Annotated in this window: 12 protein-coding genes; 5 read left to right on the top strand and 7 right to left on the bottom strand. The window is 57.6% G+C overall.

The annotated features are described in order from the left end of the window. Nucleotides 1-67 precede the first annotated feature (67 nt). Nucleotides 68-769, top strand: coding sequence for a lytic transglycosylase domain-containing protein (locus SIC19_RS15170; RefSeq protein ID WP_075197010.1), 702 nt, complete (start codon nucleotides 68-70; stop codon nucleotides 767-769). A gap of 5 nt (nucleotides 770-774) precedes the next feature. On the opposite strand, the gene SIC19_RS15165 is transcribed toward SIC19_RS15170, so the two are convergent. Together SIC19_RS15165 and mtgA are read right to left on the bottom strand one after the other, a co-directional pair. Further along, nucleotides 775-1,401, bottom strand: coding sequence for a LysE family translocator (locus SIC19_RS15165; RefSeq protein ID WP_036209386.1), 627 nt, complete (start codon nucleotides 1,399-1,401; stop codon nucleotides 775-777). A gap of 36 nt (nucleotides 1,402-1,437) precedes the next feature. After that, nucleotides 1,438-2,139 carry a monofunctional biosynthetic peptidoglycan transglycosylase gene (gene mtgA / locus SIC19_RS15160; RefSeq protein WP_036209384.1) on the bottom strand — a complete coding sequence of 234 codons (702 nt, stop codon included), beginning with the start codon at nucleotides 2,137-2,139 and terminating at the stop codon, nucleotides 1,438-1,440. A 64-nt stretch (nucleotides 2,140-2,203) separates the two neighbouring features. Between mtgA and SIC19_RS15155 the strand changes: the two genes are divergently transcribed. Next, nucleotides 2,204-2,896: a pseudouridine synthase gene (locus SIC19_RS15155; RefSeq protein WP_036209383.1), complete on the top strand. Its 693-nt coding sequence runs from the start codon at nucleotides 2,204-2,206 to the stop codon at nucleotides 2,894-2,896. A gap of 55 nt (nucleotides 2,897-2,951) precedes the next feature. Here the strand turns inward: SIC19_RS15155 and SIC19_RS15150 are convergent, their stop codons facing one another. Beyond that, nucleotides 2,952-4,694, bottom strand: a complete 1,743-nt coding sequence (locus SIC19_RS15150; protein ID WP_081899301.1) for a PHB depolymerase family esterase — start codon at nucleotides 4,692-4,694, stop codon at nucleotides 2,952-2,954. Between the two features lie 232 nt (nucleotides 4,695-4,926). On the opposite strand from SIC19_RS15150, the gene SIC19_RS15145 reads away from it, so the two are divergent. Then, complete coding sequence (locus tag SIC19_RS15145) at nucleotides 4,927-5,571, top strand: DsbA family oxidoreductase (protein ID WP_085679603.1); 645 nt, start codon at nucleotides 4,927-4,929, stop codon at nucleotides 5,569-5,571. Between the two features lie 49 nt (nucleotides 5,572-5,620). Here SIC19_RS15145 and putA read toward each other — a convergent pair whose 3' ends face one another. Then, the gene (gene putA, locus SIC19_RS15140) at nucleotides 5,621-9,250 is read right to left on the bottom strand and encodes a bifunctional proline dehydrogenase/L-glutamate gamma-semialdehyde dehydrogenase PutA (RefSeq protein ID WP_085679600.1); all 3,630 of its coding nucleotides are present in this window, start codon (nucleotides 9,248-9,250) and stop codon (nucleotides 5,621-5,623) included. A 169-nt stretch (nucleotides 9,251-9,419) separates the two neighbouring features. Continuing rightward, a complete protein-coding gene (locus tag SIC19_RS15135) occupies nucleotides 9,420-12,920 on the bottom strand; it encodes an NAD-glutamate dehydrogenase (protein WP_127401753.1) in 3,501 nt (1,166 codons plus the stop codon). Between the two features lie 158 nt (nucleotides 12,921-13,078). On the opposite strand from SIC19_RS15135, the gene SIC19_RS15130 reads away from it, so the two are divergent. Further along, entirely contained in the window at nucleotides 13,079-13,531 is a 453-nt protein-coding gene (locus SIC19_RS15130; protein ID WP_007152658.1) for an Lrp/AsnC ligand binding domain-containing protein, read from the top strand. Between the two features lie 43 nt (nucleotides 13,532-13,574). On the opposite strand, the gene yeiP is transcribed toward SIC19_RS15130, so the two are convergent. Together yeiP and SIC19_RS15120 are read right to left on the bottom strand one after the other, a co-directional pair. Continuing rightward, entirely contained in the window at nucleotides 13,575-14,141 is a 567-nt protein-coding gene (gene yeiP / locus SIC19_RS15125; RefSeq protein WP_036209377.1) for an elongation factor P-like protein YeiP, read from the bottom strand. A gap of 88 nt (nucleotides 14,142-14,229) precedes the next feature. Beyond that, nucleotides 14,230-15,267, bottom strand: a complete 1,038-nt coding sequence (locus tag SIC19_RS15120) for a threonine aldolase family protein (RefSeq protein WP_127401754.1) — start codon at nucleotides 15,265-15,267, stop codon at nucleotides 14,230-14,232. Between the two features lie 255 nt (nucleotides 15,268-15,522). Here SIC19_RS15120 and SIC19_RS15115 point away from each other — a divergent pair, with 255 nt between their 5' ends. Then, complete coding sequence (locus SIC19_RS15115; protein WP_169052529.1) at nucleotides 15,523-17,616, top strand: TonB-dependent siderophore receptor; 2,094 nt, start codon at nucleotides 15,523-15,525, stop codon at nucleotides 17,614-17,616. Nucleotides 17,617-17,759 lie beyond the last annotated feature (143 nt).

Here is a 17,759-nt window from a genome sequence, read left to right as displayed (position 1 = left end):
ATCCGCCTTACGGTTGTTATTTACGAATGCAGGCGGCGTTCTTGATCATGCACTCCAAGAGTCAACGATGATAAGCGGCAAAACCCTTCTCACTTCCTCGCTGGCATTTCTGCTACTGGCTTTCGTTGCGCCCGTATCGGCGGACAGTATCAAGCGTATTGTGCACCCCGACGGTACCGTGGAGTACACCAACGTCAAGGGCAGTGGCGACAAGCGTGCGTCAACAAAGGATGAGGTGGTTTACCGCTACACTGACGACAATGGCGTGGTTGCCTACAGTGGTATCCAGCCCGCCAGCTCGAATTTCAGTGTCATCCGGTTCCACTGCTACGCCTGCGATCCGGATTCCAACGTGAATTGGCGCACCACACCGCTGTTCCTGTCGCCCTACCGGGATGAAATCAAGACGGCCGCCAGGGAGTTCAACGTTGACCCCGCTCTGGTTCGGGCTGTCATCCATGCGGAATCGGCGTTTAATGACAAAGCCCTGTCGCCCAAGGGAGCCCAGGGGCTGATGCAGTTAATGCCTGCCACCGCAGAGGAGCTGGGTGTTCGCAATGCCATGGTGGCCCCGGAGAATATTCGCGGTGGAGTCAATTACCTGGCCCGTATGCTCAAGCGCTTCGACGGTGACATCAAGCTGGCAACGGCCGCCTACAATGCCGGCCCGGGGGCCGTCGGGCGCCATGGCGGCATACCACCCTACGCGGAAACCCGCGCCTATGTGGAGCGGGTTGGAATCCTTCATCAGCGCTACGCCAGTAACTGACCGGCCTAACCGAACGCCAGCCAGGCGCCCACCAGCATCATCAGACTGCCCGCCACACGGTTAACCGTGCGAACACCACCGCCTTGCTTTAGAGCCTTGCGCAGAGTCTTTCCACCGTGGGCGTAGAGCTGTAGGCAGAGGAACTCCAGGGCCAGTATGATCAGGATGAGAACCGTGAGTTGTGGCGCCATTGGCAGTTTACTGTCGATAAACGGCGGCAATAGCGCAATGAAAAACGCCCAGCCCTTCGGGTTGGCAATAGCGGTCACAAACCCCTGGAGCGCCAATTGCACCCTTGAACTCTCCACCGGTTGCGAATCCTCCTCCGGCATGGCCATTTTGCCCCGGGACTGCCACATCTGGATGCCCAGCCAGGCAAGGTAGGCGCCGCCTACAACCTTGAATACGTCGAAGGCCGTCGGGTACTTCAACATGAAGGTTGCCACACCCACCGCCGCTGCAGTCGCCACTACGGCCACACCAACCAATTCTCCGGCCATCATCCACAACGCCCGCTTCACGCCAATGGTAATACCAAGGGACAGCGCCAGGGTCATACACATGCCCGGCGTAATGGACACCACAAAAAACGTCGGGATAAACGCGGACAGCAGGGCCAGGTTCAGTGACATCACAGACAGACTCTTACGTTGAGAGAAACCGAACTCTTAATTATACAGACCACGCAGATAATGCAACCCGGACAGCTGAGCCATCTGCCCACGAATCCAGGCCACCCTCTCCCATACATAGGAGGAGGGGCTGGCGGCACTGAGCACTTTCGGATTGGGAAGAACCGCAGCAAGCCGTGCTGCCTGGGTTTGCGACAGCCGGCTGGCGGGGATGCCGAAAAAGGCCCAACTGGCAGCCTCAACACCGTAGATCCCATGGCCGAATTCGGCGATATTCAGGTACACCTCCATGATCCGACGCTTCGGCCAGATAGCGTCGATACCGAGCGCCAGTCCGGCCTCCAACGACTTGCGCACGAAACTGCGTCCGTTCCACAGGAACAGGTTTTTTGCCGTCTGCTGGGTGATGGTGCTGGCGCCCCGCAAACCCTGGCCCGCACGGTATTCCGCAAGTGCCTTGCGAATGGCGCTGAAATCCACCCCCTGATGGTACGGAAAGCGTTGATCCTCACTGGCCACCACTGCCAACGGTACCCAGGGTGATATCTCGTCCAGGCTAACCCACTCCTGTCTGAGCTCGTGGCTGGAACCGGAAAACAGATGCCCCAGCATGAAGGTGGACGTCGGCGGATTCACGAACCGTAGCAGGACAATCAATGCGATTATCAGCAGCAAAAAGCCCACCAGTAACCAGGCAAGCGCGCGCAGGGATTTTTGGATCACGGATCGTTGAGCCACGGTGTTATCATCACCCAGGTTTGGGAATCACGGAGAAAGTCGGAAAGACTATAACATTGCCACTATGAAGCTTTCCCGAATTCTCAGTAATCAAAACGGTGTCAGCCGCAAGCAGGCCAACGCCCTGGTCGCGGCCGGAACGGTTACAGTGGACGGTTGTATCTGCAGGGAGACAGCCCGGGAAGTCGACCGTTTCAGCACTGTAGCCTGCAACGGCAGGGTTATCCAGCACGGGGACCGGGCCCACTACCTGATGCTGAACAAACCGGCCGGATACCTCAGTGCCACGGCGGACAAGATTCACAAAACCGTAATGGAGCTGATCGACCCGGAACTGCGAAAAGACCTTCACATTGCCGGCAGGCTTGACCGCGCCAGCACCGGTTTGTTGATACTGACCAATGACGGAACCTGGTCACGAAGGGTTACGGAGCCCAGGGTAAAGCTCCCCAAAGTCTATCGGGTCACCACGGTCGAACCGGTTTCAACCGATGCCATAGAGCGCTTCGCACAAGGAATCTGGTTCGAATACGAACAACTGACCACCTCTCCTGCGCGCCTGGAACCACTGTCTGCCAACGAATCCAGGGTAACGATCTACGAAGGCCGCTATCATCAGATCAAGCGTATGTTCCACGCAACGGGCAACCGTGTGAGTAGCCTGCACCGGGAACAAATGGGCGCGATAACACTGGACCCAACGCTGAAGCCCGGGGAATTCCGACCACTCACCACCCGCGAAATTATTCTGGAATAACAACGAAACAGGGGGCGGTTTCCCGCCCCCTGTGATCGCCTGTCTTCGATGGCGATCAGTTACATTGGCCGGCTTCGAAGACGCCGCTGTCGGTCTCCTTCACCCAGCTGTAGGTGCCGGATACCGCGCCCAGGTAATCGTTACCACCGGTGGTGTAGTACCCCCCTGAATAGTACGCCCGGCCAGCGGTATCATGGTTGAGATGGGTATCGTTCCAGTCCTGGCAGGTGACATCGCCGCCGGAGCCACCACCATCACCGCCTCCGCCGGTTCCGCTGCAAGCGCTGGGTTCGGACGTATACCAGAGCCCCGGATCGCCCTCATAGAGGGTGACATTGCTCCAGGTGTCGAAGGAGCCCCCGATGTCGATGTCGTCGCCACTGGCATAGGCCCTCAGGTTGGAGTTACCTCCAGCGTAGGCCCGGTTTGCCGAGATGTGGGCATTGGGCGACGCTGTCGCCTGCTCGCAGGTCTCGGTAGGTGCGTTGGGGTCATACACCTCGACCTGACGGCTTTTCGTCGTGGTATTGCTGTCGCTGTCAGTCGCACTGTAGTCGCAGGTGTAGGTTCCGACCGTTGACGTATCCACCGCACTGCAGTCAGCCGTTACCGTCAGTGAACCGTCCTCGGCATCCTGCCCGGTGGCACCCGGATCGGTAAACGTGGTGTTGATCGCCACGGTCATCGGGTTATCGCCGATTAGTGTGATGACCGGAAAACCCTCGGGCTCGGTTCCATCGCGGCTGTGGCGGTTAAAGAAATCCCAGATGATATCCGGATAGCTGGGCCCCACCCTCACGGACCATTTGCCATTATTACCATGCTCTCCGCCAACCCAGTAGTGACCATGATTGGTATCCTGGGTATTGGGGGTCGACAGGGGGCCGTCCAGGTAGACGGTTTCAACCACCGAACGCGCTCCGTTGGTGCCATCCTGGGTATAACGGATGTGCTCGCAGCTGTGGTTGTTCTGATAATAGGGTGAACAGGCGACTGACGAGGCGTAGGCCTGGCCCGTGGTCTGGAACCCGGACTCGCCAAACACCTGCAGGTGCGCATCCCGGGTGTTATCAGCCGCCTCTTTCAGCACGGTACAGTCGTTCTCGTTCTGCAACACCATAAGCGGGATCGGATACTGGTCGTCCACCTCCGACTGCATGTCGGAGGATACCCGCGATACGCTGTGAAACGTCGCACTACCGGGGCACTGTCCGGACAACGAGACAGACGCAGAATCCTCACCGTACGGCAGGCCCGAGGCAGGCGCGGCCGCCGCCCAGTATTCGTTATGGGCCACCGAGGCTACGGTTGCCATGGCACCGCCGGAAGACAGGCCGGTGATATAACGGCGATTGGCGTCAATGGTGTAATTGGATTCAACAGCCTGTGCAATCTGGTGCAGGTCCTCCACTTCGCCAGCGCCTTCATGGCGATGGTGATCAAACCAGAAGCCCCAACAGTTTTCATTACGCAGCCCGTCGTAGCTGGTAATGAAGGGGGCAACCAGAATGAATCCGTACTCATCGGCTGCGGCTTTCAGCCCCCAGTCATTGAGCACGTCGTTGTTGGTCTGTTTGCAACCATGCAATGCCATCACCATGGGTGCAGGCGATTGCACGTTCGAGGGCACGTACACCTTGTAGTTACGGGCCCTGGACTGATTGTAGGATTGTTGTGGCAGGGTATAGGAATCTGTCTGGCCCGCGACCGCGGGAAGAGCAGGAATCATCAGGGCGGCGGAGGCCAGCAATGCCGATAGCGTGCCACCGCGCACCTGACGTGCGATGAGTTGGAACATCTTGAGCTCCTTTTATTGGATTTATTGTTCGGCAGTGTTGCAACTGAAAGATACGTGCCAGGATTGCAGGTTGCTGATTTCCCTCATCCCAGGGATTGTTCCGAATAACGATATGCCCGGAACGCCGGACAGAGGTGTCCGAGCGCCCGGACGGCCAAGAGCCTGCACGGGCAGTCATCCGCTTAACTTTCAGGTACCCTGCCCTTATTCGCCCTTACACACAGGAGCCACCATGACCCCAATAGCCATCGACATTGTTTCCGATATTGCGTGCCCCTGGTGCGCCATTGGTTATGCCCGCCTGGAAAAGGCGATGGACGCCCTGAAAGACGACATGGACTTCACTGTTGCATGGCATGCCTTTGAGCTGAACCCGGACCCATCCGGTGACGGCGAACCCATCCTGCCCGCCCTGAGCCGCAAATACGGCCGTAGCGAGGACGAGATGAGAGCCAATCAGGCGCAGATGATGGATATTGCCAAGGGGCTGGGACTGAACTTCGAGAAGCTACAGGAACGTCACACTCGCAACACCTTTGACGCCCACAGGCTGGTGAAGTGGGCCGGTGAGCAGGGCAGGCAGACCGATATGAAAATGGCGTTTTTCGAGGCCTATTTCGGACGCGCCGAGAATATCTCCAATCCGGATACGCTGATCCACTGTGTGGAAACGATTGGCCTGGACGGCTCGCAAGCGCGCGAGGTACTGGCGTCTGACCAGTATGCAGAGGCTGTTCGGGAGGAAGAGGCACAGTATCAGCAGGCAGGTGTGTCGGCAGTTCCTGCTTACATCATTAACCAGAAGTACCTGATATCCGGTGCGCAGGAGCCAGACACCCTGATCAACGCATTCCGGGAGATCGCTGATTCTGCCTGACCAAAACCCTTGCAACGCCCTTCCCTGGGCGTTGCAAGGTGACAGGTCGTTACTCGGATGCTGCAATCAGGCTGGCGTTGCCACCCGCCGCCGTGGTGTCCACACACAGGTGGCGCTCAATCACAAACCTCTGGTCTAGCCTGTGTTCGGTGATCAGCGGTAGCAGCGCACCTTCCCGCTTCGCCAGGGCCTGACGGTACTCCTTCAGCAAGGACGGCTCAGCGCAGCTTACGGCTGCCTGGAAACCACGCGCCTGGGACAATGCCTCTGGCTCCAACAGGCCCTCAATACCCACGATCGGCAAACCGGCCTTGGCAGCACGGTCAACCGTATCCTGGGTGCCCGGCGCAACCACAACCACCTTGTTGCCCTGGGACAGAGCCATTGCAGCCTGCTCCAACGCGGTTTCCTTGTCCGGACCAAGACAGAGCACCACACCCCGGGCATGATTGCTCAGGCGGTTCAGCTCACCCGTTGGCCCCGGCAATTCCTCGGCATGGGCGTCCAGCGGTGCTGGCACATCACCGAAAACAGGCTTCATGGCTTCAATTCTGGGCTCCGGCGCAGGCGCTTTCACATCCACTACCTTGCCAATCAGCCCTTCAAGCTTCTTGATATCCACCGCTTTGGCACTGACATCCGCCGGGCGTTCAACCGTTTCGCCTTTCAGGAAACGACGCACGTACTGCGGGCCGCCGGCCTTGGGGCCGGTACCGGAAAGACCTTCACCACCGAACGGCTGAGAGCCGACAATGGCACCGATCTGATTGCGGTTAACATAGGTGTTGCCCACCTTGATACGGCTGGCGATGCGTTCGACGCGGCGGTCAACCCGGCTGTGAACACCGAAGGTCAGTCCATAGCCCTTGGCGTTAACGCTATCGACGACTTTGTCCAGGTCCTTGGCCGCGAATGTGGCCACATGCAGCACCGGGCCGAAGATTTCCTCTTCCAGCTCTTCAATGCCGCTGACACTGATCACCGCAGGTGACACGAAGTTGCCTTTCTCCGGCACCGTCATTTTCTTCATCAGCCGGCCCTTGGCTTCATATTTGTCACAGTGGTCGACAATCTTTTTTCTGGCCGTCTCATCGATGACCGGGCCAACATCGGTGGACAGTAACCAGGGATCACCAATGCCCAATTCATCCATCGCGCCATACAGCATTTCCAGCAGGTGGTCGGCAATGTCTTTTTGCACATACAGCATGCGCAGTGCAGAACAGCGCTGGCCCGCGCTCTGGAAAGATGACGCCAGAACATCCCGCACCACCTGTTCCGGCAGCGCCGTGGAGTCCACGATCATGGCGTTCAGACCACCGGTTTCCGCCACCAGGGTGGCATCGGGGGCCATGTTCTCGCTCATCTTCTTGTCGATGCGCTGGGCCGTCGCAGTCGAGCCGGTGAAGCAAACGCCGGCGACCCGCGAATCGGATGTCAACGCCCCGCCAACCGTCGCACCGGTGCCCGGCAGCAACTGGATCACATCTTCCGGAATACCGGCCTGGTGCATCAGCTCCACGGCCCTTACCGCCAATAGCGAGGTCTGCTCGGCCGGCTTGGCCAACACAGCATTGCCTGCTACCAGGTTGGCAAGAATCTGGCCGGTAAAGATCGCCAGCGGGAAGTTCCAGGGCGAAATACACACCACGACTCCGCGCGACTCACCGCTGTCCTTGTAGCGAATACCTTCGTTGGCATAGAACTGGGCGAAGTCCACCGCCTCCCGAATCTCAGCGACGCCATCCAGCAGCGACTTACCGGCTTCGCGGGTGGCCAGCGCAAACAGCTCGTAGGCATTTTCCTCATACAGGTCAGCGACCTTGCGAAGACACTCGGCCCGCTCTTCGGCGGACCGGGCCGACCAGGCCTTGAAGCCTTCCTGAGCTGCGGTGATTGCTGTGTTCACGTCCTCCTCGGACGCCTGCGTCACATGGCCAACCGTGTCTTCCGCGTCGGCGGGGTTACGGACCATTTGCACTTCCGCACCGGATACTTCGCCAGCGATGATCGGACCGCCTTTCCAGCGATGGTCACGATAGGCGTCCCGGCCTTCGTTGATTTCCGCAACCGTCACCGGATCGGTGATGTCCCAACCCTTGGAGTTTCTGCGCTGTTCGCCGAAGAGCTTGAAGGGGTGGACGATCGCCTTGCTTGAGATATTACTGCCCATCTCTTTAACGGAGTCTATCGGGTCTTTGGCGATTTCTTCCGGCGTAATGCTCTTGTCCACGATCTGGTTCACGAAGGAACTGTTGGCGCCATTTTCCAGCAGGCGACGTACCAGATACGCCAACAGGTCTTTATGGGGGCCAACCGGGGCATAAATCCGGCAAGGCACACCACTGGTTTTCAACACTTCGTTGTGGAGTGATTCACCCATACCGTGCAGGCGCTGAAACTCATAGTTATCCACGCCTTTGGATTTGGCCAACTCGAGCACCGCCGATACCGAGTGGGCATTGTGGGTGGCGAACTGCGGATAGATCCGGTCGGTCATGTTCAGCAGCTTGGTTGCGCAGGAGAGGAACGAAACGTCACTGCAGGCCTTGCGGGTGAATACCGGGAAACCGCTCAGGCCCATTACCTGGGCGCGTTTGATCTCGGCGTCCCAGTACGCGCCTTTTACCAGGCGCACCATAAAGCGACGGTCGTACTTCTCAGCCAGCCCGTACAGCCAGTCCAGCGCGAAGGCTGAACGCTTGCCGTAAGCCTGAACCACAACACCAAAACCGTCCCAACCGGCCAGTTCCGGGTCCGCGACCAGGGCTTCAATGACGTCAAGGGACAGATCAAGCCGATCCTGTTCCTCGGCATCAATATTGAACCCCATATTGGCCGCTGCGGCCTTCTTTACCAGCTCTTTGGCGCGGGGTAGCAGTTCGCTCATCACCCGCTCTTTATTGCCATATTCGTATCGGGCCAGTAGTGCGGACAGTTTGACGGAGATACCCGGATTCTTGCGCACATCGCCTTTGCAGGCCTTGGCAATACTATCAATGGCATTGGAGTAGGAGTCGAAATAGCGCTTGGCGTCCTCATCGGTGCGGGCAGCCTCACCCAGCATGTCATAGGAATAGGTATACCCCTTTTCCATGTATTCTTTGGCTTCGTCCTGGGCTTCGTCGATATCACGGCCCAACACGAACTGACGGCCCATTTCCTTCATGGCCTGACCGGCAACCGTGCGAATGACCGGCTCGCCGAAACGCTTCAGCAGCTTACGCAACGTGTCACCCACGCTGTGTCGCTCAGAGTCTTTCAATAGATTGCTGGTCATCAACAGCGCCACGGTCGCCGTGTTGATCAGTGCTGAGGACGCCTTGCCTACGTGAGTACCCCAGGCGCCAGAAGTGACCTTGTCTTCGATCAGCTCGTGAATGGTCATATTGTCCGGCACACGCAGCAACGCCTCAGCCAGACACATCAGTGCAACGCCTTCCTTGGTCGTGAGGCCGTACTCCGCCAGGAATTTTTCCATAATGGTGGACTTGGCATTCTTGCGGACGCTGCGTACCAGATCGGCGGCGCGCTCCGATATTCCATCGCGCTCTGCCCGGGTCAACTGGGCGCCAGCAATCATCTCACTAATCACCTTGTGTTCGTCCGCGAGGTAATAATTGCGGATGGCCTGCCGGCTATCGACCAGTGTGGGAGTCTCTGATTGCTGCGGTCTCATGGTTGAACCCTCTCAGTTGTTTATCTTTCCCGCATTCTACCGGGAACGACAAAGACTATTTGACTGTAAAAACCATACAAGCGCGACGTTCAGGCTTTTTTGGTTAATTAAAATTTACATTTTTCCTGTGAAATGATTAATTTTCAGACGAAAACACCCTGACAGATGACTAAGCTGCCTTTGCAGCCAGCTCCCGAAGCACGCCGTGGGCCACCGAGAACACGGCACAATCCACGTCACTCGCGGCCTGCATATCAGCCAGCATCTTTTGCCAACGGCTCAACAGAGCCTGCTTGTCTTCACGCCAACGTTCAAGCGACTGCTCAGGAGACATCGATCCGCCCCCTTCGGACGCGAAGGACAGTACACTCGCGGTCAGATTCCGCAACTGGTGGTCCAGTTCGTCCCTGTAATGAAGCGTCGCCAGTACCTGCCAGTGCCCTCGGGCCTTGAAGGCACGCATCTGACGGTCCAGCCAGGTCAGTTTGAGACCTTCACCCAAGCTGAAGTACACCCAGGCCACCGACTCGAGATCCCGATCCAACTGACGGCCGATTTCGATGATATCCATCAGCCAATAGCGGCTTTCTGCAGAGGCAGCATAGGCTGCCAGTTTCTCCGGAACACGGTGTTCACAGTATTTATCATAGCGTTCCTGCCACCGACTTGCAGGAATTACCGCCTTCAGACTCTCTGTCGATGCCAGCACTTCCGCCAGTGGCTGCTGATAGTGGGCAATGCAGGCTTTCGGGTCCAGGTCAGCCCGGCGATTGTGCAGCAACCAGCTGGTACTGCGGGTAACCAGTCGAATCACATCGCTGAACAACTCCGCCTGTACGCCGGCACTGATTTTCCCGTCAAGCGCTTCAATCGCTTTCCACTGGGTCTCTACGTCATGGATCTGGAGGGAGATCAGGTAGCCGGCGGCAATCCGGCCACAGTCGGCACCGGTGGCATTACGCAGCTTGTCCGCCCAACTGATGCCCATGCGATTCACCATATCGTTGGCAATCTGCGTTGCTGCGATTTCCCCGCGCAGGGGATGGGCATCGATCGCGTCTGGAAAACGTTTGAGCAACGAGCCGGGAAAAGCGGAATACAGGGCCTTGGCGAAACGATCGTCGTGAACAATAGGAGCAGCCTGCAACGCCTGCTTCAGTTCAATCTTGGCGTAGGAAATCAACACCGAAAGCTCAGGGCGAGTCAGCCCCGAAGCACGCTCTCGCCGCGAGCGGAGTTCCTCGTCGTCGGGCAGAAATTCGAGGGACCGATCAAGTTTCCCCTCTGCCTCCAACCGCCGCATCAGGCGTTCGTACTCGTCCGTAGTGGCAACCGCCCCCGTGGCGGCCAGGCTCAGAGCCATGGCCTGACGGAAATTGTTCCGCAGCACCAGCTCCGACACTTCCGGAGTCATTGCCCGGAGCATCTGGTTACGCTGCCTCAGCGTCATCTTCCCGCTTCGCACCCGCTCGTTGAGCAGAATCTTGATGTTTACTTCATGGTCCGAACAGTCCACCCCACCGGCATTATCAATAAAGTCGGTATTGGCGGCACCACCGGTTCTGGCAAAACCGATGCGAGCAAGCTGGGTGAAACCGAGGTTTCCGCCCTCACCAAGGACCCCGCATTGTAGCTGGTGGCTGTCTATCCTTACGGCATCGTTGGACTTGTCGCCGACGTCGTCATGGGTCTCGCCAGCCGCTTTCACGTAGGTGCCGATACCACCATTCCAGAGCATGTCCACCGGGGCCTGCAACAGCACACTGATCAACTCATTGGGCGGCAGGCGGGTTTCACGGATGCCGAGGCGTGCCTGCATCTGCGGCGACACGGGAATCCATTTGGCAGCCCGCGAGAACACACCACCACCCTCGCTGATCAGTTCTGCACTGTAGTCCTCCCAACTCGATCCCGGTGTTTCAAACAGGCGCTTGCGTTCGGCGAACGACGCCGCTGCATCCGGCTCCGGATCCACAAAAATGTGCAGGTGATTGAAGGCTGCCACAAGGCGAATGCGATCCGACAGCAGCATACCGTTGCCAAACACGTCCCCGCCCATGTCGCCAATACCCACAACGGTGAATTCGTCGGCCTGGGTGTCGATGCCTTTCTCAAGGAAATGACGTTTGACCGACTCCCAGGCGCCCTTCGCGGTAATACCCATTTTCTTATGGTCGTACCCCTCACTGCCGCCGGAGGCAAAAGCGTCACCAAGCCAGAAGCCGTATTCCCCGGAAAGCCGGTTCGCAATGTCAGAGAAGGTCGCCGTGCCTTTGTCGGCGGCCACCACCAGGTAGGTGTCATCGGCGTCGTGACGGACCACGTCAACCGGTGGCACTACGCTGCCTTCATTCAGGTTGTCGGTCAGGTCCAGCAGACCGCGGATGAATGTCTGGTAGCAGGCAATACCCTCTTCTTTCAGCGCCTCGCGTGAGCCGCCTTCCGGAGGCTGCTTGACGACAAAGCCCCCTTTGGCACCCACGGGTACGATGACCGAATTCTTGACCTGCTGGGCCTTCACCAGCCCGAGTATCTCTGTGCGGTAGTCTTCGCTACGGTCGGACCAGCGCAAACCACCACGGGCCACGGCGCCTCCCCTGAGGTGAACCCCTTCCACCCGAGGGGAACACACGAATACCTCGAAACGCGGGCATGGCTTGGGAATATCCGGGATGCTGGAAGGATCGAGTTTAAGCGAGATATAGCCTTTGAACTCGCCGGTGTCCTGGCGTTGGAAATAGTTGGTTCTGAGGGTGGCCTTGATCAGTACATAAAACCGCCGGAGGATACGGTCGTCGTCAAGGCTAGTTACGGCTTCGAGAGCCCCAAGAATCCGGTTCTCGATGTGCTCGGATTCTGTTTCCCGATTGCCCAAAACAGGATCGAAACGAGCGCTGAAGAGGGCGACCAGCAACGCCGTGATATCCAGGTGCCGGGCCAGGGTGTCGGCAATAAAGGGCTGGCTAAATCCGAAGCGCAACTGCTTGATGTAGCGGGAGTAGGCTCGCAGCAGGCTGACTTCACGCCAATTCAGACCCGCCGCCATCATCAACTGGTTGAAGTCGTCGTTTTCAGCGAAACCATTCCAGATTTCCCGGAACCCTTCCTGAAGTCGCGGTTTGGCCGCTTCGACATCTGCGCCACGGCAGCGGGAATGACATTCCACGGTAAAATCACTGACACCGAACTGCTCGCCGTCACGCCGCCGAATACGATACGGGTGCTCCCCCAACACTCGCATGCCAAGATTCTCAAGGATCGGAATCACATCTGACAGAATCACCGGCTTGCCCTGACTGTAGAGCTTGAAGTTCAGTTCCTGCTCTCCCTGCTCCGATGATGTGTAGAACCTCATGGGCACATCAGAACTGAGGGCAATGGACTGGATTTGCTGGATATCGCCAGCGGCCTCCGCGACGGAGAATCTCGATCGGTAACTCGAAGGGAACCCGCCGCTGAACATCCCCGCCCAACGCTTTCCTTCCGCTTTACCCAACACCTCGGTCAAACGGCGGTGCAACGCGTCGTCCCAGGACTGGGACTCCTCCAGCATCGTCGCCACAACGTCACGCAGATGGCCGGAATCGTCCGGGTCGTAGTCCTCACCCTCCAACGCCTCGGAGAGCTGTTCCAGGAGGGTTTGCTTTTGAGGGGAATCGGAATGGGTCATCGGAGATCTCCGGGGATATCAACTGGGGCATGTATGACGGAACATCCCCAGTATAGACAACTCACGAAAGACTCTTTGCCCATAAAGTTTTAAAATGCAGGCAATTTGATTATATTCTTGGCTTTGTATAGCCGTATATCCATATCGAGAAATAAGTTATGGTCGAATTGGACAGGATCGATCACTCCATCATCCGCGAACTGCAAAAACACGCACGGGTGACCGTCACCGAACTGGCGTCACGTGTTGGTTTGTCAAAAACCCCCTGCCAGGTCCGTATGAGGCGCCTCGAAGAACAGGGCTATATCACGGGTTACACAGCCCTGATCAATCAGACCAAACTCGGACAGAGTCATATTGCCTTTGCCCAGGTCACCCTGAACGACACCAGCAGTAATGCCCTTGCGGCCTTTAACCATTCGGTGAAGCAGATTTCAGCGGTAGAGCAATGCCACATGATTGCCGGCAACTTCGACTACCTGCTGAAAGTACGCACGCGGAACATGGCAGAATACCGGCAAGTGCTGGGGGAGCAGATATCGGCGCTGCCCCATGTGTTGCAGACCAGCACGTTTGTGGTCATGGAGAATGTGAAAGACGCGGGGCTATGAGCCACAACGGCACCGAAAGCCCCGCTATCGGGTAAGCCGAGGATTAAACCCGCCCCAGAAACCGCCGCTCATCGACATTGACCTTAATGCGGTCGCCCGTGGAAATATGCTCGGGCACCTGCACCACCAGGCCGGTGGTGAGCCTGGCCGGCTTGGTGCGGGCAGTGGCCGAGCCACCCTTTACCGACGGGTCGGTTTCTTCGATCAGCAGGTCCACCGTAGGGGGCAAATCCAGCGCCACTGGCGCATCGCTCACCAGAACCACCATCAAGCCCTGAGTCTCTTCGTTGATGAACAGCAGTTCATCGGCAATGGCCTCGCCATTCAGGCTGTACTGCGTATAGTCCTCGCTATCCATGAAGACGTACTCCTCGCCATCCGAATAGGAGAACGTTGCTGGCCGACGGACCAGATCCGCCAGGTTCAGCATATCGGAGTCCTTGAAGGTCTGGTCGATCTTGTAGCCGGTTACAACGTCGTAAAGGCGCATGCGATACAGGCTGCCACCGGCACGCCCCTGCGGGACAGAACGCTCAATATCTTTTACGAAGTAGACACCACCTTCGTACTCGATCGCCGAATTCTTTTTGATTTCACCTGCTTTTGGCATTGCTACGGATTCCGGAATTTAAAGTGGGACAAACAGGGTGCTGATATATCATGAAGCGACGACGCTGGCGAGAGGCCCGACACCAAAATCAGGACACCAGCGCCCGCAAGTCCGCCAGAAAGCGATCAACCTGCTCCGGGGTGGTCGACCAGGAGCACATCAAACGGGCACTTCCGCCGATGAAATTGTAGAACTTCCACCCTTTGTCGCGCAGCGCCGCCTGCACCGGGTCAGGCATTTCTACAAATACGCCGTTCACTTGCCTGGGGTAACGGAGCCCGATACCCGGCAAGCCTTCCAGGCCCTTCGCCAGTCGCTCTGCGCAGGCATTCGCGTGCCGGGCATTCTCCAGCCATACATTACCTTCAAGCAGCCCGCACCAGGGCGCGGAAATGTAGCGCATCTTTGACGCCAATTGCCCCGCCTGCTTGCAGCGCCATTCGAAGTCCTCTGCCAACGCACGATTGAAGAACACAACGGCCTCCCCCAGAGCCAGGCCGTTCTTGGTGCCCGAGAAACACAGTACGTCCACGCCAGCTTTCCAGGTAATCTCGGAAGGGTGCACATCCAGCGCCGCTACGGCATTGGCGAAACGAGCTCCGTCCATATGGATATTCAAGTTGAAACGATCAGCCGTTTGCCGGATCGCGCGTAGCTCGTCTGGAGAATAGACAGTACCCACCTCAGTTGCCTGGGTCAGGCTCAGGGCCTTGGGTTTGGGGTAGTGGATATCCGTGCGCTTGGTAACCAGGTGCTCAATACTCTCTGGCGTCAGCTTGCCGTTCGGCCCCTGCCCCAAAAGCAGTTTTGCACCGTTGGAAGCGTACTCCGGCCCGCCACACTCGTCGGTCTCGATGTGCGCCAGTTCGTGGCAGATCACACTGTGGAATGACTGCCCCATGGATGCCAGTGCCAGTGAGTTTGCGGCAGTGCCGTTGAACACAAAAAAGACATCGCAGTCGGTATCGAATAGGCCCCGAAGCCCATCGGCGGCTCGTTGTGTCCAGCGGTCTTCCCCATACGCCGGCTCGTCAGTACCATTCGCCTCGGCCATTGCGGACCAGGCTTGCGGGCAAATGCCACTGTAATTATCACTGGCAAACTGTTCTGACTCAGACACGGGCATACTCCTGGAAGTCTGTATCGAAAAGACTGATAAGACCTTAACTCTATTTGCAAAACTCCGAATTTGCTACTCAAAAAGTGCTTTCCTCAGCTCGTCACGACATGCCACCGAACACAGACCTACGAGTGAGAATGCCATCCGAAATTATTAATCATAATGAGATTGATTTGCATTATTTAATGCGGCTGATATGATTGCCGCCATCCAACATGAACATCCGTTCATTTCTCTCCCAGCGTTTTCCGGAGGTTTTCGATGGCCCAGTCTCCCACCCCGCACCAGCTCACGCTGGCGATCAGGCGCACACTAACCCTTTTGGCAACCTGCTCTGCAATCTGTGTTCCAGCTATCGCGGCTGCGCAGGACGATGCCAGCGAACCAACGAGTCTGGGGGAGCTGGTTGTGTCCGCAACCGCTTTGAAAGTGGAAGCCCCGTTGATGGAAACCCCCCGGCCCGGCTCGGTGGTGGAGCAGGAGGAACTGGAAGAGCGCAACGTGCAGGCGCTTGATGAAACCTTCCGCTACCGTGCCGGGGTGCTCTCGGGACAGTATGGTGAAGACAACGATACCGACTGGTTGAAGATACGTGGTTTCGACCAGTCGACTTATCAGGACGGCCTGCGAATCTATCGCGAGGGGTTCTATCAATGGCTGCCAGAGCCCTTTGGCCTGGAGCGCATAGAACTGCTCAAAGGCCCTGCGTCCATTCTGTACGGCGAAGCGCCTCCGGGTGGTGTCATCAATGCAATCAGCAAGCGACCTACCGATACTGTTCAGGGCCAGATCAATCTGCAGGCAGGAACCGATGAGCATCGCCAGCTTGGGGTCGATACGTCCGGACCCGTCGGCGATCGAAACGATCTCAGCTACCGTCTGGTTGGCTTGTACCGCTATAACGAAGGCGATCTGGATTTCACCGAGAACGAGCGCTATTACCTGGCCCCAAGCCTGACCTGGGAGATGTCTGACAGCACCGAGCTCACCTTATTGGCAAGTATCCAGAAGGACGACGCCATTCCGACCAATCCGTTCAAGCTGCCATTTGGCACCATAGACGACACGCCTTTTGGCAAAGTGGACCCGTCCACCAACTACAGCGAGCCAGGCTACGACACCAACGAACGCACCCAGTCAGCCATCGGCTATTCACTGAGTCATCGCCTAAACGACACCTGGACCTTCGAGCAGGACTTCCGCTACAGCCAGGTAGACCTGCTGTTACGCAGCAGCTTTATCTTCTTCCAGACAGGTCCGCGGGAAGGTCAGCGCTATCTGGTCTACCGGGACGGCGAGATCAACAGCTGGACAATCGACAATCGCCTGGTGGGCAAGTGGTTTACCGACCGCACCGAACACACGTTGCTGTTCGGGGTGGACTATCAGGATCTTGAAAACAAGGGCAAACAGAACGGCGCTGGAGGATCTACTCCGTTTGGCGGTCCTATCGACCTGTTCGACCCGCAGTACGGCAACTTCACGCCAATCACTGCCACAGATCTGATCGTACAGGACATCAACAAGCAGCAGACAGGCTACTACCTGCAACATCAACTGCGCCTGGATGATCGCTGGGTGTTCCTGGCCGGTGGTCGCTTTGACCAGGCCGAAGTCGACAGCGTTAATCGTACGGCCGGCACACGCCAGGAAGCCGATGCTGATGAATTCTCCCTCTCCGGTGGTGTGATGTATCTGGCGGACAACGGATTCTCGCCCTACGTGTCCTACACCGAATCATTTCAGCCTATTTCAGGTACTGATGGCACTGGCGACCTTTACGAACCAAGGAAAGGCAAGCAATTGGAGGCCGGCGTCAAAATCGCTCCGGACGATCTGGATGGCTACGTAACAGCGGCGATTTACCGGATCGAAGAAGAGAATTCCCTCGGCACCAGCCAAAGCGGTTTCCAGATCCAGGACCGGGAGCGCACCACGGCTGGCTTTGAACTGGAGAGTGTCAGCTACCTGACCGACCAACTGGAACTGACCGCCGCGTACACGTACAGCGATGCCACGATCAAGGAAACCGAGACCGACAACAGCGAACGCGCAGCCCCGCTTATCCCTAGACATATGGCGTCAGCCTGGCTGGATTACAGTTTCGTCGACCACGTGCCAGGCCTGAAAATCGGCGGCGGCGCACGCTATGTGGGCTCTACTCGCGACGGCACGACCGATGTTCCCTCTTACACGGTTCTGGACCTGATGGCCCAATACGATGTAACCCGCAACTGGCAGGCACAGGTGAACGTCACCAATGTTGCGGACCGGGAATACGTCGCAAGCTGTGATTACTGGTGCTACTACGGCGAAGCCCGCAGCGTGGTTGCCAGCGTCCGCTACCGTTGGTGAAGGGCTCACACACAAACTTGCTTGACGAAATAAACCCGAACACGGCAATCTGCGTATCACGAGGCAACTTTTCACACACCCGTTGGCGACTCCTGCATGTCTGAACCGTTCAGTTCATCCACCACTGGCCGCGCCCCATCAGG

Source organism: Marinobacter sp. MIT930201 (assembly GCF_047122665.1).
GTDB lineage: Bacteria > Pseudomonadota > Gammaproteobacteria > Pseudomonadales > Oleiphilaceae > Marinobacter > Marinobacter salarius.
Note: the sequence above shows the minus strand (reverse complement) of the source record. Positions and strands in the feature narration are given on the sequence as shown.